Below are 20,557 nucleotides of genomic sequence, written 5' to 3' on the forward strand. Positions count from 1 at the left end.
TTTTTTTGATTGATGAATACAAAGCTACTTTATATTTTATTAATATTTATAATAATTAGGCTATCGAGTTCAATTAAAACCGATTTGAGTTAAAAGTATCTTAATTTATCGATTTTTGTGAAATTACAAGCTATGTTTAGGATGTAAAACGTTTAATTTTTTTGGTATAAGCTCTTAATTCAAACATTTCAGAGATGAATTTTTTGCTACTTTTATAAGGAACTTTATGTTCTAGGTGATTAGTGGTTGCAATTTCGTACAAAGATTTCCAATGGGTTCTAATTGCTTTTAACGCCTCAAAATAAGTAGAATTTTCGCTGTCATAAATATGAGTAGGTTCAGCAATAATGCCATTAATTTCTAAGATTTTAAAATCAGAACCAGTTTCTACCTCAGAAAAATCATTGTACTTCAAATCAATTCTACCATAAAACCAACCAGGAATCGATTTGCTTAAGGCATCAAAAGTAGCCTCTAATTGTTTTGAAATTAAATGATTTCCGTTTAAAAACTTTGTTCCTTTAGAGTGATTTCCAATAACAGAAAGCTGAATAACTTCTAGTTTTTTTGGAATTGATTTTAAGTTGTTATGATGTAATTCAATCAATAAATTAGTATATAATTTGGCTCTTTTATCACTTAAAATAAGTTGATGAAGTGTCGAAGTTCCATCACCAGTAATGGTTAAGAATTTTTTTAAAGTGATGGATGTAATGACACCTTTATCAGTTGTAGGATTTCTCGCATAAAAAATACCACATTCGTTTTTATAAGCAATAAATTCTTGAAGTATAATATCTATCTTATAATTGTTTAGATATTCTTCTAACTCAATTGCTGAATTTATTTTTTTTACCAACAAACCTCTAAAGCCAATATCTGGTTTTGCAATTAAAGGGAATTTTAATTGTTGATGCTCAAGTTTTAAAAGCGTTTCAGTAATTGATGAGTTTTCTAAATGTAAAACACTTTTAGGTCTGTATTTTTTAGGAACTAACTGAATCGTCGCAAACTTACTTTCTGTGCCATTTCCAGAACTTTTTATAAATGGATTGGCAGCACTAAAAAAAGTAGCGTGTTTTGCCTTTGCTGCTAAATAAAAAGCATAAGGCAAATTGGGAATATAAAATAAAGAAGAAGGCCAATGTTCCCATTGAAAAACCTTGTAAAAGTTGCTAGTTTTCAGATGTTATTTGTCGTTAAATATAGCTTTTTGTAAGACTCCAAAAGTTTTAAAACCAAAATATAAGGTATATACTAATAGAATGGAACTAAAACCCAAAATTAAATAAGCAAGATATTCGTTAGATGTTCCTGTAAATTTATCTAGCGCTTTAAAACCCATGGTCATAATAACAGGAGATAATATAAATAATAGGATTAAAATACCAAGTCTTATCAATGCTTTACTTAGTAATTGTTTGTCTGTACTCATAATTTATAATTTAAAATAGCTTCTCTAACATTGCCAAATTTAGCTAATAATTCACTTGCTTTTTCTTGGTTGATATTTAATTCGCTCATCAACATTTTTTCACCTCTTTCTACCAATTTATGGTTAGATAATTGCATATCTACCATTTTGTTGCCTTTTATTTTACCCAAATGAATCATGGTTGTTGTAGAAAGCATATTCAACACTAATTTTTGAGCAGTTCCTGCTTTCATTCTAGAACTTCCAGTTACAAATTCAGGCCCTACAATTACATCAATATTAAATTGAGCAGTATTGGATAATGGACTATTTTTATTACAAGAGATAGAACCTGTAATAATGTTGTTTTCATTACATTTCTCTAAAGCAGCAATTACGTAAGGTGTAGTTCCAGAAGCTGCAATACCCACAACAACATCTTTTTCGGTGATATGATGAGCTTGCAAATCTAACCAACCTTGAGTTTTAGAATCTTCTGCAAATTCAACAGCTTTTCTAATAGCATAATCTCCTCCAGCAATTAAACCTACCACTAATTCATGAGGAACACCAAAAGTTGGTGGACATTCAGAAGCATCTAAAATACCTAATCTACCAGAAGTTCCTGCACCAATATAAAATAGTCTCCCACCTTTTTTTAGTTGTTGCACTATTTTTTGAGTCAACACTTCAATTTGTGGCAAGGCTTTTTCAACAGCGATTGCTACTTTTTTATCTTCGTTATTAATGTTGGTAAGCACTTCTAAAACACTCATTTTTTCTAAATGATTGTAATTAGAATCTTGTTCTGTGATTTTTGTAAAATTCATAATAAACCCATTGCTTTTTTTTACTAGGGGTTTAAACCCCTTGCAGTTAATCTTCCAAATCCACCAAAACCAATGTAAAAGTATCTGTTTCAGCAATATGAAAATAGCCTAAAGGAAAATTTTGCTCGTTTGTAGTGTTAATCATATTTCCTAATAAAGAAGAAGGTACAGTTTCAAAAGGACCACCTCCATCTTGTCCACTTTGTGAAGTAAGAATTCTAAAATACGTATAGTATGGTTCAGATATACCAGATATTTTTATGGTTACAGGTGCAGGTAATACTATATCATCTTCATCATAAAAATAAGAGAAATTGTAATTTACGTCATTAAAAAAACGATCTTCTACTACATTATAAAGATTGTTAGAAAAATCGAATAAATAAAAATTTTGTTCTGGACCAACATCTCTAAAAGCAACTTTTAATTCAGTTTCATTTCCAGAAAATAAAGTTTCATTACCTTGTTCAACATTTGTAAAAGGAGTTGATTTTACTCTAAAAGCTTTGCCTTTATAAGTTTCATTATCATAAATAACTGTTAACTCATATTCTATATTTTCTGCAGGAATAAAATTGTTAACAGGTTCATAGATTCCAGTAGAGTTAGTTTCAGCAAAATTAATAATAGAGTTGTCTGCAAGATTTGTTAAAAAAACAGTGGCACCTAAAGCTGGTGGAATTACTTCATCAAAATAATCTGCTGATAAACTTAATTTCACAACATTTTTGGCAGTTACTGGGTTTTCATCAAAATAAACTTCAAACGAAGCATCAATAATTAATTTTGGTTCTATGGATGGAACATCAATCTCAACCACTTTTTCACAACTTATAAAAAGCGTAACAAAAGTTAAAATTAGTAGTATGTTTTTCATTTTTATTTCTTTAGCAAGGGGTTTAAACCCCTTGTTGTTTTATTTGCAATGGGTTTAACCCCATTGTTGTATTGTTTTAAAATTCAAAATTATAAGTTACAGAAGGGACTAAACCAAAAATAGATGTTTGTACAGCTTCGTTTCTTAATGTTTCTCTGTTTTGTCTAAAATTAATAGAAGCTGCATTTTGTCTTCCATATAAATTATAAATTCCAAAAACCCATTCACCTTTCCATTTTCTATTTTTATTCTTTTCTGGTGTTAAGGTTGCAGAAATATCAAGTCTGTGATACGCTGGTAATCTATCTGCATTTCTTCTATTGTCATCAAAAATGGGTACATTTAAACCTTGTATTTCATATTGGCCAACAGGATAATTGGTAGGTTGCCCAGTTTGGAATAAAAAATTTGCATTGAATGACCATTTTTTAGACAATTCGTAACTTCCGTTGATGGAAATATCATGTGTTTTATCAAAAGGAGAACTATACCACTCACCATTGTTAATACCAGGTTCAATAGCAGTTCTTCCCAAAGTTTGTTGTTCTGATCTTGATAAAGTATAGGCTAAAAACCCTGTAAATTTTCCTTCATTCTTTTTGAACAAAACTTCTAAACCATAAGCTCTTGCTTGCCCGTTTAAAATGATGGTTTCAATTTCGTTATTCGCAATTAAATTGGCGCCATTTATATAATCGATTCTGTTTTGAATATCTTTATAAAATACTTCAGTTTCTAAAGAATAATCGCCATTTTTTATCGATTTAAAATAACCAACAGCATATTGATCTAATAATTGAGGAGCTATAAAACGTCCACTTGGTGCCCAAACATCTAATGGAGTAGGAGAGGCTGTGTTAGAAAGCAAGTGTAAATATTGTGCCATTCTGTTATAACTGGCTTTTACAGAGGTATTTTCATCTAATGTATAGGCCAAAGAAACCCTTGGTTCAAAATTTTGAAACGTTGCTAACGTTTCACTTCTCTTAAAAGATTCTGTGCCAATGGCTTGAGCAGATTCGTATTTTTTAAACTGCTCATTATAAATAACAGCTTGGTTATTCGCATATAAGTTTATTTCATCTTGACCTAAACGTGTAAAATGGCTAAAACGTGCTCCATATTGTAAGGTTACATTGTCGCTAACTTTATGTTCTGCTTCTAAATATGCTGCAAATTCGTTGGCATATTTGTCAATTAATTTTTCTGGCTGGATTCCAGAATCTTCTCTATTTGGAATAATTTCTCCTGGATTAAATTTGATGTAGATATTATTGATTCCATAACTCAATTTAAATTTTTCATTTAAATAATGTTTAAAATCATACTTAAGGTTGAAGTTGGTGATGCCAGAATCCCATTCAAAACCCACAAAATCTAAAATTAAACCATAGAAATAATCAGAATAAATTAAAGATAAGTTCGAGAAAATTTTATCAGAGAAAAGATGATTCCAACGTAAGTTAACTACTGTGTTTCCATATTCGTTTACAAAATTATCGCTAATTCCAAAAATATCTTTTCCAAAATAAGTTGATAAAAAAACGTTGTTTTTATCGTTAAATCTGTAGTTTATTTTACTGTTTAAATCATAAAAATAAGCTTTGTTATCATTATCAAAAAGCGGTAAAAATAAATGAGCATAAGATCCTCTACCAGCAACCACAAAAGAACTTTTTTCTTTTTCAATTGGGCCTTCTATCAATAAACGAGACGAAACTAAACCAATTCCTCCAGTAACATTAAACTCTTTGCTGTTTCCTTCTTTTTGATAAATATCTAAAACAGATGATAATCTTCCTCCAAAACGTGCAGGAATTCCACCTTTATATAATTTAACATCCTTGATAACATCAGGATTAAAAACCGAGAAAAAACCAAATAAATGCGATGAATTGAATACGATGGCTTCATCTAACAAAATTAAATTTTGGTCTGCTGCACCACCTCTAACATTAAAACCAGATGCGCCTTCACCAGCACTGGTAACTCCAGGTAATAAAATTAAAGATTTTATAATATCTGCTTCTCCTAAAACTACAGGTATTTTTTTTATGGTAGCAGCTGTTAGTTTATTCACACTCATTTGAGGCGACTTAACATTTATCTTTTCGATATCTGCTTCAATAACAATTTCAGCTAAACTTTCTGATTCTTCAACTAGTTTAAAGTTTTTTGTAATTTTTTCTTTAAGAGTTAAGGTTTCATTAATTGTGGAAAAACCTAAATAGCTTATTTGTATTTTGTGAGTTCCACTGGGTATGGTTATGGAATAAAAACCATATTCGTTTGTCGTGGTTCCAGCATTTAATTCTGGAAAATATATTGAAACTCCAATTAAAGTTTCGTTACTACTATTGTCGTAAACAGTGCCACTAACTGTAAATTTTTCTTGGCTAAATATAGATATTGATGCTAAGAAAAATAGGAATAAAATTTTTTTCAAATTTATTTTTGTTCGATGTATTTATTGTATTTTTAAACAAAAGTAGTGTTATAATAGATTAAAAAATCATATTTTAATCATAAATTATATCTGCAACTTCAATTTTTTTATTTTTGATAAAATCAAACAGCGTTAATTGTCTTAATATGTAGTAATCTGTCCAAAATTTCTCTAAAGAATTTAAATATTGTAAAACAGACCTATCTTGTTCTTGCAACGCAATATTTAAGTCTGTGATATTTATCTTTCCTAATACAAATCGTTTTTTAGCAATTTCATATCTTTTTAGAGCAATTTCTTGTGCTTTTTTTGCAGTATTTAAAAAATTACGTTGATTTTGCCAGTTTAAAACATGCAAATAAATTTCTTGCTCAAACTCTTGTTCTTGAATCTCTATGTTAGTATTTACCAAATCTTTATTAGCTTCTACCAATTTTCTTCGAGATTTAGAAACACCCCAATCTAAAATAGGAATTCCTAAAGATAATGTTACATTTTGTTGTTGGTTATAGTCATTAAATAAGTTGTTAAACTCATTTCCTTGCTGAGAGATACCAAAGTTTGCTCTCAAACTCATTTGTACTCTATTGTTTCCTCTTACTTCTGCTACATCTCTTTCTGCTTGTAAACGTCTTCTTCTAAACTCTATAACAGCTTTTCTATTTTCTCTTGCTTCTTCTAAAGCTTTTTCTACAGTTACCGAAAATAAGGTAAGTTCATCTGGTGTTGATAAAAGAATGTCTTCTGTATCTAATACTAAATATCTTGATAAATTTTGAGAGGATCTTTTAAAGTTTATTTCGTTGGTAATAACATCATTTTCAGAATTTAAAACCGATAATTCTATTTGAAGTAAATCATTTTCTGCAATTTTACCCATTTTAAATCTTCCTTTAGAAATTTGAAATAAAGTATCTTGATTCGAATAATTAGATTTTGCAATTTTACTTTGAATTTGAGCTTTTAATAAGGCAAAATAACGTCTACTAGTATTAAACGAAATTTGCTCCATCGTTTCAATAAACTCTCTTTTAGCTTCTTCGTATATTAAAGGTTCTATCCTTTTTTGCCATTTAAAATCATTATAAAATAAAGAATTTTGTCTATAATTTAAAGAAAATGGAATTACAGCAAAGTTGGTAGCTTCAAAAGGTTCTGAAACATCTACTCTTTCAAACTGCGAACTTATAGAAATTGTACCACCTGTTAAACCAATATTTTGATTTAAAGACAGTTCCCCATCAAAACGTATTTGATTTGTTCTTCTAAAGCCATCAGAACCATCATCTAAGGTAATTCTATTTACAGAATTTCTGTATTGAGGTAGTGTTGCATCAAACCTTAATTGTGGTAAAAAACCTGCTTTAAATCTTCTATATCTCCAATAACTTGCTTGATTTTGATTTAGCAATGCTTTGTAATCTGGAGAGTTTTTTTGAGCAATATCAATAGCTTCTTCTAAAGTTATTTCTTTTTGAATACCTAGTTGCTCTTGACTAAAAATGGTTATGGTTAGTAAAAAACAAATCGTTGTAAAAATCTTTTTCATAATTATTCGTGTCTAATAGCTTCAATTGGGCTTTTGCTAGCTGCAGATCTAGCAGGAGCAATTCCAAAAATTAATCCAATAAGTGTTGCCACAAAGAAAGAGAGCAAAATGGAACTTAAAGTTAATATGGTTTCAATTCCTGTACTGAGTTCTAAAATATAGGAGGATAAAACACCTAAAACAATTCCTATAATTCCACCACCAATACTTACCAAAACAGATTCTGTTAAGAATTGTAAAATAACATCTTCTTGAGTGGCTCCAATAGCTCTAATAATTCCAATTTCTTTTGTTCTTTCTAAAACAGAGGCTAACATGATATTCATAATTCCAATACCACCAATTAGCAAAGAAATACCAGCAATTATACTTAATACTATATTAAAAATTTGTTTGGTTTTTTGTTGTTGTTTTAAAAGTTGAATAGGGATAGAAATTTCAAAATCTACCATATCATTATGCCTTCTTTTTAGCATTCTACTCAACACATCTGCTGTGGCATTTAATTCTGCTGAATTGTTTACTTGAATTGTTAATTTATCTATTTGATGATAATTACCTCTAGGAATTTTCTTTTTTGGTCCTTGTTGATTTCCACTAATAAAAATCATTCCACCACCACCAGTTTCCATAGGCTTATCGCTTATGATTTTGCGGTCTTTATAACGCACTAAAAAAGTAGTAATGGGTATATACACATCTTGATTTAAATCTCGAATACCTAAATTTTCTTGAGCAGTTTCTGAAATAAACTTTTCTTCGATAACACCAATAACTTGTAACCAAACATCTTTTACTTTTATTTGTTTGCCAACAGCACTTTCTCCAGTAAATAGTTTCTTTTCTATTTTTTTACCAATAATACAAACGGGTAAAGAAAAATCTGTTTGTGTATCAGAAAAGTTTTTTCCACTTTCTATTTCGATATTTGCTGTCTCAAAAAAGTCTGAGGAAACACCAATTAATTTTACAGGGCTTTGTCTTCCTTTAGTAATTACATAAGTTTCTAGGATAATTTCTGGACTTACTTTTTTTACAGAAGGTAGATTTTTTTTGATGCTATTCACATCTAACATATCTAACCCTTTAGAAAACCTTTTAGGAGAAATTTCTCCAGCATCAGTTTCATCATCACTACTGTCATTTTCCTCATCATCTGGAATAGGAGTAATGACAATATTGTTAACACCTACCAATTCTAATTGTGCTAAAATTTCTTTTTCTGCACCATTACCAATGGCTAGCATTGTAATAACAGCTGCAACACCAAAAATAATTCCTAAGGAAGTTAAAAGTGTTCTAACTTTATTGGCTAAAATTACACGTATAGCTTCGCTAAAATTAGATTTTAGTTTTTCTATATAGATTTTATCAATCATAAAAAAACTAATTTAATTTTGCTATTTGATCATCATCTAATCCTTCTGGTTTATTTAAATACACAACGTCTTCTGCATTTAAACCATCTAATATAATCACAGAGTCGTTATTAGCATCACCAATTTTAACTTGTTTTTTGGCAACTGAAAAACCAGTTTTTTTATATACGTAGGTTATAGAGTCTTTAGAAAAAACAGCCTCTAAAGGAACACTTAAAACATCCTCTTGTTCAAATGTTAGTATTTTGTTTGAAGTTGTCATACCTGGTCTAATATTCGTGTTAGAGCCATTTAATTTTATCAAGACTTGAAAAACTTTAATATCTGAACCCCTTTTATTTTCACCTACATTAGCTACATCTGTTACAATTCCGTCTATTTCAACATCAGGAAAGGCATCAAACCCAATTTTTACAGGTAAATCTTTTTTAATTTTTCTGATATCAACCTCATTGGCATAGGTTTTAGATTCCATTTTAGTTAAATCAGGAAGTGTTGCTATAGAAGGATTCCATGGACTTATGGAGGAACCTACTTTTTTCTTGGTACCATCCCATTCTTTATGATAGGTAATCATTCCATTTCCATCAGAGTATATTGTGAAAGATTCTAAAAGTTCTAAAAGACTTTTTAATTCTTTATTAATCTTAGATACTCTTGTACCAACTTCCACCATTCTTGCATTTGCTTGTCTTTTTTTAATTCTGTAATTTTCTTTTTTTTCTTTTAAATCGCGCTCTAATTTTTCAAGATTTATTTCTAATTTTCTAATAGTTGCTGGTGGTTCATAAGTAGATTGATTAAGTTCTAGCCTGGTTTCTTCCATGCTAAAGCTTAAATCTTTAATGGCATTTCGTTCTTGCTTTAACGCAAGTGTAGTATCTAATTGTTCTTGTGTATATCTAGATTCTGCAGTTTCTAAATCTAAACGAGCATCTATAATTTGTTCGTTTACATCAGAAGGATCTAATCTACCCACATAATCACCTTCTTTTACGATGGTTCCTTCTGGTACTAAATCTTGAATTTTTATATCACGAAGTCTAAATTTTCTAAGATTTTCTGGGCCATTAATAACCTTTAAGCTTGTGGATTGTGCTTCTCCAGAAGTAATAACTTCACTAACAAAATTTCCTTTTTTTACTTTGGTTGTAAGGTATACTTCTCCATCTGCAGCAGGTGAAAAATAACGATATCCGAAATAAATTAAAACTATTGCTATGACACTTATAATAGCTATTTTCTTCTTGTTCATTCGTTTTTAGTTTGATTAGAATTCAAAACTAACTAAAAAAAGAGTGCTGTAAAGCACTCTTTCTGTTAATATTTGTTATAAATTTTTGTTAAAAGAATCAGTTTAAAATACTGTTTAGGCTCTTATTAGGTCTCATTGCATTATCAGCTAACGTTTCGTTTGGCATATAATAGCCTTCTATATTTACTGCGTTTCCTTGAATTGAATTCAATTCACCAATAATTTTTGTTTCGTTTTTAGCTAGTGCATCAGCAATTTTAGTAAACTCTGCTTTTAACTCTGCATTTTTATTTTGATTTGCTAAACCTTGAGCCCAATATAATGCTAAATAAAAGTGAGAACCTCTGTTATCAATTTCACCAACTTTTCTTGAAGGCGATTTATCATTGTCTAAAAACTTGTCTGTAGCTTCATCTAGTGTTTCTGCAAGTATTAAAGCTTTTTCATTACTATTTGTGTTTCCTAAATGTTCTAAAGAAACAGCTAATGCTAAAAACTCTCCAAGAGAATCCCAACGTAAATGGTTTTCTTCTAAAAATTGTTGTACATGTTTTGGAGCAGAACCACCAGCACCAGTTTCAAATAAACCACCACCATTCATTAAAGGAACAATCGATAACATTTTAGCAGATGTACCTACTTCTAAAATCGGGAATAAATCTGTTAAATAATCACGTAAAACATTTCCTGAAACAGAAATTGTATCTTCTCCTTTTACAATTCTTTCTAAAGTAAATTCGGTAGCTTTTATTGGTGATAAGATTCTAATATCTAACCCATCAGTATCATGATTTTGTAAATATTTTTTCACCTTTTTAATTACTTCTGCATCATGTGCTCTATTTCTATCTAACCAAAATACAGCCGGAGTTTCAGAAGCTCTTGCTCTTGTCACAGCTAATTTTACCCAATCTTGAATTGGTAAATCTTTTGTTTGGCACATTCTCCAAATATCACCAGCCTCAACAGTATGCTCTAACAAAGTTTTACCTGCAGCATCTACAACTACAACTTTACCAGCTTTTGCAATTTCAAAAGTTTTATCATGAGAACCATATTCTTCTGCTTTTTGTGCCATTAAGCCAACATTAGGAACTGTACCCATAGTTGTAGGATCAAAAGCACCATTCTTTTTACAAAAATCGATAGTTGCTGCATAAATACCAGCATAAGAACTATCAGGAATTATTGCTTTTGTGTCTTGTAATTTTCCATCAGAATTGTACATTCTACCAGACGTTCTAATCATAGCAGGCATAGAAGCATCTATAATAACATCAGATGGAACATGTAAATTTGTAATTCCTCTATCAGAATTTACCATGGCAATTTCTGGTCCATGATCAAAAGCATATCTTAAATCTTCTCTAATTTCATCACGCTTTTCTTTTGGTAACTCACTTAATTTTCCAAGTAAATTTCCTAAGCCATTATTTACATCAACACCAATTTTATCAAATGTTTTGCCATGTTTTTTAAATAAATCAGCAAAAAACACACGAACTGCATGACCAAAAATAATTGGATCACTCACTTTCATCATGGTTCCTTTCATGTGTAAAGAAAACAAGACGTTTTTCTCTAAAGCATCTTCATATTGTTCCTCTAAAAAGTCAATTAAAACTTTTTTACTCATTATAGTAGCATCAATAATTTCGCCTTCTAATAAGTCAATTTTTTCTTTAAGAACTTTTTTAGTTCCGTTTTCTGCAATATGGTGTATGCTAACTGAAGTTGCTTTTTTTGTAGTGTAAGATTTTTCATTATGCGCAAAATCTCCCTCTGTCATTGTAGCAACATGTGTTTTAGAATCTGCACTCCAAGCACCCATTGAGTGTGGGTTTTTACGAGCATAGTTTTTAATTGCTTTTGGTGCTCTTCTGTCAGAATTTCCTTCTCTTAAAACTGGATTTACAGCAGAACCTTTTACTTTATTGTAGGTTGCTAAAATGTTTTTTTCCTCTTCAGTTTTTGCCTCTTCTGGGAAATCTGGAATTGCATATCCCAAATCTTGTAATTCAGATATAGCTTCCGTTAGTTGTGCCACAGAAGCACTAATATTTGGTAATTTAATAATATTTGCTTCTGGCTGTTTTGCTAAATCTCCTAAAATTGCTAAAGCATCTTCTACTTTTTGATCTTCCTTTAAATATTCAGGAAAATTAGCAAGAATTCTAGCTGCTAAAGAAATATCTTTTACTTCAATTTCTATGTCAGATGATTTTGTAAAAGCTTTTACAATTGGCAAAAAAGAACGTGTTGCTAAAGCTGGAGCTTCATCTGTTTTAGTATATATAATTTTAGCTATTTTACTCATAAAATTCTATTATTTTGTTGTGGAATAATCAATAAATACTTTCTACGAAATTGTTTTCGTTTAAAGCGGAACAAATTTAAGAATTTTAGATGAGATTTTGACTGTTAATCCTTTATTAATTGATAGGGTTTTTAATGTATTTAGCAATGAAATTAAAGATTTACTGAATAATAAATATCCTTTGTAAAGATAAAAGCCATATCATACAATTTCTTGCAATGATATGGCTTCTGTTGAAATAGTCTTTTACACTATTTTGTACAATTACAAAATAAATAAGAATTGATCCTTATATTTCTTTTTACGGAAATTATAGTTTACTATTTCAATACTTTTAAACTATAATATTATTCTACATAAATTACAAAGTTTTTAATTTTATAATCTCCTTTACAGTTAAAATAATACTTTTAACTAGTTTAAAAATAATTTTATAATAACGTTACTTTTAAAATTTACGATTTAATTTCTAATAATTTTCGAAGACTAAAAGTTTAATTAAATGTAAATATTGGTTAAATTTACGAATGATTTGTAAAGTAACCAAATATTTAACCATTTAGAAATCAACAAGATATTAACTAGAGTTATAAACATTTGTTCATAAAAAAAAAGTGTTGTAAATTTTACAACACTTTCCTTAAGTTTATTTGAGAAAAAACTATCTTCTTTTTTCAGTAATTCTAGCTTTTTTACCAGTAAGACCTCTAAAGTAAAAGATACGAGCTCTACGAACTTTACCTCTTTTATTCACTTCAATTTTTTGAAGAGAAGGTAAGTTGATAGGGAAAATTCTTTCTACACCTACAGTACCAGACATTTTTCTGATTGTAAAAGTTTCTGAAGTTCCTGTTCCTCTTCTTTGAATTACAACTCCTCTAAAAAACTGAGTTCTAACTTTTTCACCTTCTTTAATTTCGTAATACACAGTAATTGTATCACCAGCTGCAAATTCTGCAAGTTCTTTTTTTGTTACAAATTCGTCTTGAACAAATTTTAATAAAGCTTCCATATGTAATGTTTATGTTTTGTTGTAAAGCAACATTCACGATTTCTTCGTCAGAGGTTAATTTAGCGGTTGCAAAAATAGTATTTTTTTTCAGTTGATAAAACTAAAAAGCATTTATTTTTTAGGTTGATAATCAGTACAATAGAAAACCCAGAACTTTCTGCTTTGGTTTTTATTGATTTGTATGATAATTGGCTCTAATTCAGTTACATTTTTAAAGTGAGCTATTAATAATGGATTCACTTCACCTAACTTTTCGTTACTTTTAAAACGTTTGTCAGAATCAATAAAAAGGGCATTTTTTCCTTTTAAGGTTTTTAGATCATCACCCAAATAATCAAAATGTAAAGCTGGCAATCCTATGATGTTTTGCGCATACACCTTATCCTCCATAAAAAAGTTTAAACAAGCTGATGTTTTATAATTATCATCAGAAAACACAAACGTGTTGGGGTATTTTTCCTGTAATTTTTCAGTTTCTACTGCTAATTCTTTCCAACCAACCCAAGTATCATCACTTTTAATAGGCGCTACATAAAACAATATTTGAATACTAAAAAGTACATGAAAAATGATAGAAATTATAACCTGTACTTTTAATAGTTTCTTGCTGATAAACATACCTGCCAAAATAATTCCTGTAATGTAAGAAGGCATCATCCAATTTAATTTTACCCAATAAATAGGAGTAAGGCTAAAAAAACCAACAAATGTAGGAATGAAAAAAGCTAATAAAAACAACGTTTTTGAACTTGGCAATTTAAATTTTAACAACGCTCTCTTAATGTATTTATACGTAAAAGTGATAAAAATTAAAAACAAAACTGGCAATAACAAAAATAGTTGATGCCCAATAGCGCCAAAAAAATAATTCGAAGAAAATTTAAATTCAGAGATGGAACTTGTTCTTGAAGAAGATTGAAACGCAAAAGAGGCAAAATCGTTTTGATAATTCCAATACCAAACAGGAAATGTGACTGCTACAGAAATTAAGAGCGAAAAATACAACCAAGGAGAAAGTAGTAATTTTCTGTGTTTTTGTGAAAAAATTACAAATAAAATTAATCCAATTTGTAATAAAAGAGCTGTGTATTTGCTGTTAAAAGCCAAGCCCATGGCAATTCCTCCAAGAATCCAAAAGATTTTTTTGTCTTCAAAAATTGCTTTGTATAAACAGATCAAACTTAGCGTCCAAAATAATAAAAGAGGCACATCTGGAGTGGAGTTAAAGGATAAAATTGATATAAAAATAGTGGAAGCCAATAAAACAAACGCTCTTTGTAATTTTTGTTTTGATAAAAAATAAGAGGCGAGTTTATAAAAACTTACAATGGTTAAGGACGTAATAAAAAAGTCAGTAAACTTAACAACAAAAACAGCTTGTCCAAAAATTTCAGAGAAAATTCGCAACAAATAGCCAATCATTCCTGGATGATCAAAATACGATAATGACAAATTTTGCCCATATAAATAATAATAGGCATCTTGTGGCATTAAGCCCATAAATGGTAGTAAAATCAACCTAAAAAGCTGAAAACCTACAACCCAAGAAACGGCTGTATTATTTTTGATGAAATTTTTTAATGTATCCAAAAGGTGCTATTCTAAAATTTTGTCGAAGATACTGAAACAAGTTCAAAATCTTTAAGTTACTTATTTTTAGTCTTCCAATAAATCGGGTCTAATTTGTTCTGTTCTTTTATAGGCTTGTTCACTTCGCCAATCTTCAATCTTTGGAAAATTACCAGATAATAAAATTTCTGGAACTTTACTACCTTCAAAATCGGCAGGTCTTGTATAAACTGGTGGTGATAATAAATTGTCTTGAAAAGAATCTGTTAACGCAGATTGTTCATCGCCAATTACGCCTGGAATTAAACGCACCACAGCATCTACCAAAACAGCTGCAGCCAATTCGCCTCCTGTTAACACATAATCGCCAATTGAAATTTCTTTGGTAATAAATAAATCACGAATTCGTTGATCTACACCTTTATAATGACCCGTTAAAATCAATATATTTTCTTTTAAAGAAAGTGTATTTGCTGTAGTTTGATTTAGTGTTTTTGCATCTGGAGTCATGTAAATTACTTCATCGTACTTTCTTTCAGCTTGCAATTTTTTAATACAATTTGCAATGGGTTCTATCATCATCACCATACCTGCACCACCACCAAATTGCGTGTCGTCAATTTGTTTGTAATTGCCCAAACCATATGTACGTAAATCGTGAATTATAATTTCTGCCAAACCTTTTTCTTTTGCACGCTTTACAATAGAGTGGTTAAATGGACTTTCTAATAAATTAGGAGCTACTGAAATAATGTCTATTCGCATGTTGCAAATGTAAGTTTTTTGAATGTTTTGAAAAGACTTTTTTAGAAATGTGTAAATCTAATACTATCTTGAATTCTATTTGTTAAATAGGTATGTTGGCAGTAGTTTTTATTCCGCTAAAACCTCAATTACTTCAGCTTCTCCGATTTTTCTTGGTCCTTCGTGAAACCACCAAGTTCTTCCTTTTTTTTAGTAACTCCTCAATATTCTGATGTCTTAAAAACATAATTTTTACGTTTTCAGTTTCTCCTCGATAAATTCTGTCTTTTTCAAAGTCAATTTGTCCAATATAGGTTGTCGGAAAGTCATTCGAGTTTGGCAAATATTCATAACGTGGTTTGGGCGATAACCTGTTCCGATTCCAGTTTCACGCCCTCCATTTTCGGTTGAGTATAAAGTCAGTTTAGCTTTTGTGTTTATTATGTCGGAATTCATTAATTCAATTTAGCTTTTATTCATTTTCTTCATAAAGTATGGTTTTGTTAGATTTCTGAATAACATATACACAACAATAATAGCTATAACAATAATAGTTCCGCTTATACTTGTTTTTTCATCAGGAATTCCACCTAAAAGATAGAGTAACGTTCTAATTCCAACCAAAATGGAAAGTATTATCATAATACCGTAAATGAAATTGATAGTTTTCCATAGATATTCAAATAATATTTCTTTGTCGTATTTGTCCAAATTCTACTCGTTTCTCAAATTACTGCCAACGTGTTTGTACAAGATTAGTTGCGATGTAAAGCAATAAAGTTTCTAAATAAAACAAATAATCAAGAAAGTCCACGAGAACTTTCGTTAGTAAGTACAAACAAAGCAATTAATTTTGTATGTTGTTGGGCTTTCGTTTTTTATTTATTCCATAACATTATTTATTCCTATAATTTGCTTTGTTAAATTTTTAAGTTTTGTAAATATATTACATGAGTTTTAGGACAAGGTTAATTATTATTTCTTAATTAATTTACCCTTTTGATTTTTGTCTCCAATTATAAGATTATATAAATAGATGCCACTATTTAAATGCTCAAGGTTTAGCTTTTTATTTTCATTAATTTTTTTAGAAATAATTTTACGACCTTGAGAATCAAACAACTCAAAAGTAATTATTTTAGAGTAATCTGTAAGATTAAATTTTAGTTCATTTATAATAGGATTTGGGTATAATGTTATCTTTAGAGGTTTTGTATTTTTAATACTAAGTATATTTTCTTCAGAGTAATAATAAATTTTCTTCTCTTTATTTATCCAGTTATTATTTGTGTCATCCCAATAATAACGTATATATTCAAGAGGTTTATTGTTTAATTCATCAGTTCTTAGATAACTATATGGTAAAAATAAATCAGAAAGATTATATGATAAATCATAATGGTAGGTATATCTTATACTATAAGTATTAGTCGAATCACTTGGAAATTTAGAAGAACGTTTATATTCAATAAGGTTTCCATTACTGTCATAAATGTAGTCATCAAATTGATTACCATATTCAATTCCATTATCTGTTACTTGATAAATTGTACTTGTATTTTTTTGAATTAGATATCCTTCTGAATTATAAGTGTATTCATATTGTCTACTAATCTCCCATATATTGTCTGTTGAATTCCATTTATAAATAATATCTGATAATTCGTTTCCTAATGAATCATATGTATATTCTGTTTTTAAATTATTTTCCCACTCATTGGTGTCTTCATTTAGACGTGGAGCTAATCTTAAAATCAAGTTTTCATTTAAATCATAGTCGTAACTATATTTATAACTTAATTTCCAAATATTCAAGTCCTTTTCCCATGAATAGCCAGTGGTTAGTATTAAATTTCCTTTTGAATTATAAGTTCTTTCACTTTTTTCATCTAAAACCAAACTATTGGCAGAATCATGCCAACTTGAACTATAAGTTTCAGTTATTTTGTTTTCAGTATTGTAGGTGTTTTCAGTTTTTGTGCTAGGTCTCCAATCAGTACCATTTTTTCCAAAATAAAATATACTTTGTGTTCTATTGCGATTTACATCATAAATATACTCATATCTATAATCATTAAACCATCTAGAAGATCCCCACTCATAAACAGAGGCAGTTAACATATCTCCATTAAAATTGTAGGTGTACTCTACTTTATCGTCAAAATACCAATCTGTACCATTATCCCCATGAGATCTAAAGTATTGTGTTATGTTACCATTTGAATCATAAGCAAATTCCTCTTTATCGTCTAAAATCCAATTGCCAGTATTTGCATCCCAATCATATCTTATTGATTGGTTTAAATATTGTATGTTAAAATCGGTAGATTTTAAGTTTTTATTATTTGCCTTAAATTTAACTATATTCATTAAAGATTTTTTTGATTTTGTATCAATAAACCTAAATGAGTTATTTATTTGCTTTTGAGCATGGGTCTTAAGTGTTATGAATAAAATAATAAATAAAATAATCTTTTTATGTTTCATATTTTAATGTTTAGTCAACCTATTTCAGGAAAGTACATTTTTGGTATGAAGCACAACGTGTTTGTGTATGGATAGTTGCGTGTTTGCGTGCGAGGAATTTCCGAAGGAAATTCAGAAGTAGCAAACGTGCAACGACCTTTTGATTAAGCCAATATAAGCAATTATTTATACACGGTGTGTTTGTTGCACAACACTTGTTAAATATACAGAATTTTCGTATCTTATTGGATGCAAGGCACAAAAATATACCAAGAAAAACTGTTCAATAATTTTCAGTTGAGCAGTCGAGTTCCTAAGACCAATTTCTATCGTCGATTATCTGTAGTTTTAAAGTTAGATTTTTTACGGAATCAGACTAAATTGTACTATGGTAACTGCGGACAAAAAAGTATTGATCCTATCGTTTTTTTTAAACTCTGTTTAGTCGGGTATTTAGAAAACATCATAAGCGACCGTAAGTTAATCGAGCATTGTAGCATGCGTATGGATATCCTTTATTTTTTAGGCTATGACATAGATGAAGTTCTTCCTTGGCATTCTACAGTAAGTAGAACGCGTCAATTGTATCCAGAATCTGTATTTGAAACTTTATTTACTCATGTTTTTAAAATGTGTTTTGATAAGGGTATGGTTAGCGGACACACCCAAGCCATTGATTCAGCTCCTGTAAAAGCCAATGCTAGTATGGACAGTTTAGAACTTAAAGTACCTGCATCAGATTTAGAATCTCACTTAGCTTCTGTGCGTCAAATTAGCGAGCGAGATAAAGCGGTTTATCGCAAAGCAAAAGAAAACAAAGCAAGTTTAGAACAACAAACTATTACAGCCAACAAAAAACAATTAGATAGTATTACTGCAAGAAATAAGCGCTGGTCAATCACACAAGATCATCGTCCAGGGGCAGGTAATAAAGGCTCTAGATACACGAGTAATAAAACGCATTACAGTCCAACAGACCCTGATGCTCGAATCAGCGTTAAACCAGGAAAAGCTAGAAAATTAAATTACATGAGTCAGCTTAGTGTAGACACAGGACATCATGTTATTTCGGATGTTCAGGCTTACCATGCAGACCATAAAGACAGTCAATGTTTAGAAGATATTAGCGAGCGATTATCAAAACGATTAAACAGCTTTGGTTTAGTTTGGGAGAACTGTGTAGCCGACACTGGATATAGTAGTGGTGAAGTATATGCGTATTTAGAAACAAAAGGATTAAAAAGTTTTATTCCTCCACATGGCACGTACAAAGGAGGGCCAGATAATTTTAAATATTACAGCATCCCAGATTTGTATCTGTGTCCATAAGGCAAGGTTATTCCCTTTAAGAAAGTGTTTTTTGAAAGTAAGAATAACACTAAGAAAAAGGAATACAGAGCTTCGAGTAAAATCTGTATAGACTGCCCATTAAAAGGGAGTTGTTTAGGGAAATCGAAAGAGAAAAAGTTTACAGTTACCTTTTATAGAGATGAATATGAACGCAATAATCAAAGAATAAATAGCCGACAAGGTAGGTATATGAAAGGTAAGCGGCAAAGTACTGTAGAGCCTGTTTTTGGAACACTTACACAGTTTCTAGGACTAAGGAAAATAAATACTATCGGAATCAAACAAGCTAACAAAGTAATGCACCTGTCTGCTATTGCTTATAATTTGAAGAAGTATCTAAAATTTGTCAATAAAAAGGTAAAAAGCGGGGTAAAAACCCCACGATTAACCTTTTTATATAAAAACTTCTTTATACCGTTAATTTACTCGGTTTTAAGACCACTAAAATTTAGATTTATATACTGCTAAAATTAATATTAAAAGCATAAAATCATGAGTTTTAACATTAATTACTTGTAAATTATAGGGTTGTGCAACGATTACCGGTGTTGCCATTAGTACTTTTTCTAAATGTCCATTGACAATTTCAAACTGCCACCTAATCCTTCTCTAATTATTCTCATTAAAGTCGAAAGTCTTATGTCGCTCGCATTATTTTCGATTCTTGAAATGTAGTTTTTAGTCGTTCCTACTTTTTCCGCTAATTGCTGTTGAGTTAGTTTCTGCTTTTTCCTTGCTTCTTGAATTAAAACTCCAATTCTGAAAGTCTCGAATTCTTCCTCGAATTTTTCTCGATTTTCAGTTCCTTTCTCGCCATATTTATTATCAATATGTTCTTTCCAACTTTTAGGATTTTCCTTTGTTTTCATAATATTTCTTTTTTAGCATTTCAGCTTTTTTAATTTCCTTTTTTGGTGTCTTTTGAGTTTTTTTCTGAAAACCGCTCAATAACATAATTATATTTCCTTTGTCGAAAAAGCAAAATACTCTGAAAATATTACTTCCAGTTTTTACTCTTATTTCCCAAAGTCCATCTGTTCCAGTTAAATGGTCAAAATATTGTTTGGGAACTATTTTTGTTCTTTCGATTAGTGAAATTGTCCAATCAAACTTTGTCTTAACTTTTGGTTCAAGTTTATTATAAAAGTCCCAAAAGTGATTTTCAAATGGTATTATTTCTCTTTCAAATTCAGCCAATTCTATTTGTATTTTTTAATTCTCAAACAAAGTTACCTAAAAAGATAACATTTTCCAAATTATTCAACAAATTTCATTATGAAGACGAGATTTTTTTGTATTAATGGCAACGTGTTTGTATATGGTTTGTTGCGTGGTTTAAGCACCTAATT

Annotated in this window: 18 protein-coding genes; 2 read left to right on the forward strand and 16 right to left on the reverse strand. The window is 29.9% G+C overall.

What is annotated here, in order from left to right; translation table 11 throughout:
* Positions 1-136: 136 nt before the first annotated feature.
* The 14 genes from P161_RS18600 to P161_RS0112875 all read right to left on the reverse strand — a co-directional run bounded on the left by P161_RS18600 (position 137) and on the right by P161_RS0112875 (position 17,762).
* Positions 137-1,114: a hypothetical protein gene (locus tag P161_RS18600; RefSeq protein WP_051605749.1), complete on the reverse strand. Its 978-nt coding sequence runs from the start codon at positions 1,112-1,114 to the stop codon at positions 137-139.
* A 75-nt stretch (positions 1,115-1,189) separates the two neighbouring features.
* Complete coding sequence (locus P161_RS0112815) at positions 1,190-1,435, reverse strand: DUF6095 family protein (protein WP_026777343.1); 246 nt, start codon at positions 1,433-1,435, stop codon at positions 1,190-1,192.
* The gene (gene murQ / locus P161_RS0112820; protein ID WP_026777344.1) at positions 1,432-2,244 is read right to left on the reverse strand and encodes an N-acetylmuramic acid 6-phosphate etherase; all 813 of its coding nucleotides are present in this window, start codon (positions 2,242-2,244) and stop codon (positions 1,432-1,434) included. Before murQ ends, P161_RS0112815 begins: the two co-directional genes overlap by 4 nt.
* 46 nt (positions 2,245-2,290) lie before the next feature.
* Positions 2,291-3,121: a DUF4249 family protein gene (locus P161_RS0112825; RefSeq protein ID WP_026777345.1), complete on the reverse strand. Its 831-nt coding sequence runs from the start codon at positions 3,119-3,121 to the stop codon at positions 2,291-2,293.
* A 76-nt stretch (positions 3,122-3,197) separates the two neighbouring features.
* Positions 3,198-5,567: a TonB-dependent receptor gene (locus P161_RS0112830; RefSeq protein ID WP_197026352.1), complete on the reverse strand. Its 2,370-nt coding sequence runs from the start codon at positions 5,565-5,567 to the stop codon at positions 3,198-3,200.
* Between the two features lie 73 nt (positions 5,568-5,640).
* Positions 5,641-7,116, reverse strand: coding sequence for a TolC family protein (locus tag P161_RS0112835; RefSeq protein WP_026777347.1), 1,476 nt, complete (start codon positions 7,114-7,116; stop codon positions 5,641-5,643).
* A 2-nt stretch (positions 7,117-7,118) separates the two neighbouring features.
* The gene (locus P161_RS0112840) at positions 7,119-8,495 is read right to left on the reverse strand and encodes an ABC transporter permease (protein WP_026777348.1); all 1,377 of its coding nucleotides are present in this window, start codon (positions 8,493-8,495) and stop codon (positions 7,119-7,121) included.
* A 7-nt stretch (positions 8,496-8,502) separates the two neighbouring features.
* On the reverse strand, positions 8,503-9,750 hold the full coding sequence (locus P161_RS0112845; protein WP_026777349.1) for an efflux RND transporter periplasmic adaptor subunit: 1,248 nt from the start codon (positions 9,748-9,750) through the stop codon (positions 8,503-8,505).
* Positions 9,751-9,847: 97 nt separating this feature from the next.
* Entirely contained in the window at positions 9,848-12,067 is a 2,220-nt protein-coding gene (locus P161_RS0112850; RefSeq protein ID WP_026777350.1) for an NADP-dependent isocitrate dehydrogenase, read from the reverse strand.
* A 661-nt stretch (positions 12,068-12,728) separates the two neighbouring features.
* Complete coding sequence (gene rplS / locus P161_RS0112855; protein WP_026777351.1) at positions 12,729-13,079, reverse strand: 50S ribosomal protein L19; 351 nt, start codon at positions 13,077-13,079, stop codon at positions 12,729-12,731.
* A gap of 111 nt (positions 13,080-13,190) precedes the next feature.
* On the reverse strand, positions 13,191-14,669 hold the full coding sequence (locus tag P161_RS0112860) for a glycosyltransferase family 39 protein (protein ID WP_026777352.1): 1,479 nt from the start codon (positions 14,667-14,669) through the stop codon (positions 13,191-13,193).
* A gap of 66 nt (positions 14,670-14,735) precedes the next feature.
* Positions 14,736-15,413 carry a tRNA (guanosine(37)-N1)-methyltransferase TrmD gene (trmD, locus tag P161_RS0112865; protein WP_026777353.1) on the reverse strand — a complete coding sequence of 226 codons (678 nt, stop codon included), beginning with the start codon at positions 15,411-15,413 and terminating at the stop codon, positions 14,736-14,738.
* A gap of 444 nt (positions 15,414-15,857) precedes the next feature.
* The gene (locus P161_RS0112870) at positions 15,858-16,034 is read right to left on the reverse strand and encodes a hypothetical protein (RefSeq protein WP_155810465.1); all 177 of its coding nucleotides are present in this window, start codon (positions 16,032-16,034) and stop codon (positions 15,858-15,860) included.
* A 333-nt stretch (positions 16,035-16,367) separates the two neighbouring features.
* A complete protein-coding gene (locus P161_RS0112875) occupies positions 16,368-17,762 on the reverse strand; it encodes a T9SS type A sorting domain-containing protein (protein WP_026777355.1) in 1,395 nt (464 codons plus the stop codon).
* A 345-nt stretch (positions 17,763-18,107) separates the two neighbouring features.
* On the opposite strand from P161_RS0112875, the gene P161_RS19775 reads away from it, so the two are divergent.
* On the forward strand, positions 18,108-19,187 hold the full coding sequence (locus P161_RS19775; RefSeq protein ID WP_231494742.1) for a transposase: 1,080 nt from the start codon (positions 18,108-18,110) through the stop codon (positions 19,185-19,187).
* A gap of 24 nt (positions 19,188-19,211) precedes the next feature.
* Positions 19,212-19,676 (forward strand): transposase, encoded by a 465-nt coding sequence (locus tag P161_RS19780; protein ID WP_231494743.1) that lies wholly within the window; start codon positions 19,212-19,214, stop codon positions 19,674-19,676.
* A 98-nt stretch (positions 19,677-19,774) separates the two neighbouring features.
* On the opposite strand, the gene P161_RS0112890 is transcribed toward P161_RS19780, so the two are convergent.
* Together P161_RS0112890 and P161_RS0112895 are read right to left on the reverse strand one after the other, a co-directional pair.
* Positions 19,775-20,077, reverse strand: coding sequence for a helix-turn-helix domain-containing protein (locus tag P161_RS0112890; RefSeq protein WP_026777356.1), 303 nt, complete (start codon positions 20,075-20,077; stop codon positions 19,775-19,777).
* The gene (locus P161_RS0112895) at positions 20,055-20,405 is read right to left on the reverse strand and encodes a type II toxin-antitoxin system RelE/ParE family toxin (protein ID WP_026777357.1); all 351 of its coding nucleotides are present in this window, start codon (positions 20,403-20,405) and stop codon (positions 20,055-20,057) included. Before P161_RS0112895 ends, P161_RS0112890 begins: the two co-directional genes overlap by 23 nt.
* Between the last annotated feature and the right edge of the window lie 152 nt (positions 20,406-20,557).

This window comes from Polaribacter sp. Hel_I_88, from assembly GCF_000687935.1.
Lineage (GTDB): Bacteria > Bacteroidota > Bacteroidia > Flavobacteriales > Flavobacteriaceae > Polaribacter.

Coding starts and splice junctions, on each gene's coding strand:
- rplS (WP_026777351.1), bottom strand. CDS start 13,079: ATGGAAGCTTTATTAAAATTTGTTCAAGACGAATTTGTAACAAAAAAA.
- P161_RS0112825 (WP_026777345.1), bottom strand. CDS start 3,121: ATGAAAAACATACTACTAATTTTAACTTTTGTTACGCTTTTTATAAGT.
- P161_RS19775 (WP_231494742.1), top strand. CDS start 18,108: ATGCAAGGCACAAAAATATACCAAGAAAAACTGTTCAATAATTTTCAG.
- P161_RS0112890 (WP_026777356.1), bottom strand. CDS start 20,077: ATGAAAACAAAGGAAAATCCTAAAAGTTGGAAAGAACATATTGATAAT.
- trmD (WP_026777353.1), bottom strand. CDS start 15,413: ATGCGAATAGACATTATTTCAGTAGCTCCTAATTTATTAGAAAGTCCA.
- P161_RS0112835 (WP_026777347.1), bottom strand. CDS start 7,116: ATGAAAAAGATTTTTACAACGATTTGTTTTTTACTAACCATAACCATT.
- P161_RS0112845 (WP_026777349.1), bottom strand. CDS start 9,750: ATGAACAAGAAGAAAATAGCTATTATAAGTGTCATAGCAATAGTTTTA.
- P161_RS0112850 (WP_026777350.1), bottom strand. CDS start 12,067: ATGAGTAAAATAGCTAAAATTATATATACTAAAACAGATGAAGCTCCA.
- P161_RS0112840 (WP_026777348.1), bottom strand. CDS start 8,495: ATGATTGATAAAATCTATATAGAAAAACTAAAATCTAATTTTAGCGAA.
- P161_RS0112815 (WP_026777343.1), bottom strand. CDS start 1,435: ATGAGTACAGACAAACAATTACTAAGTAAAGCATTGATAAGACTTGGT.
- P161_RS0112870 (WP_155810465.1), bottom strand. CDS start 16,034: ATGATAATACTTTCCATTTTGGTTGGAATTAGAACGTTACTCTATCTT.
- murQ (WP_026777344.1), bottom strand. CDS start 2,244: ATGAATTTTACAAAAATCACAGAACAAGATTCTAATTACAATCATTTA.
- P161_RS0112875 (WP_026777355.1), bottom strand. CDS start 17,762: ATGAATATAGTTAAATTTAAGGCAAATAATAAAAACTTAAAATCTACC.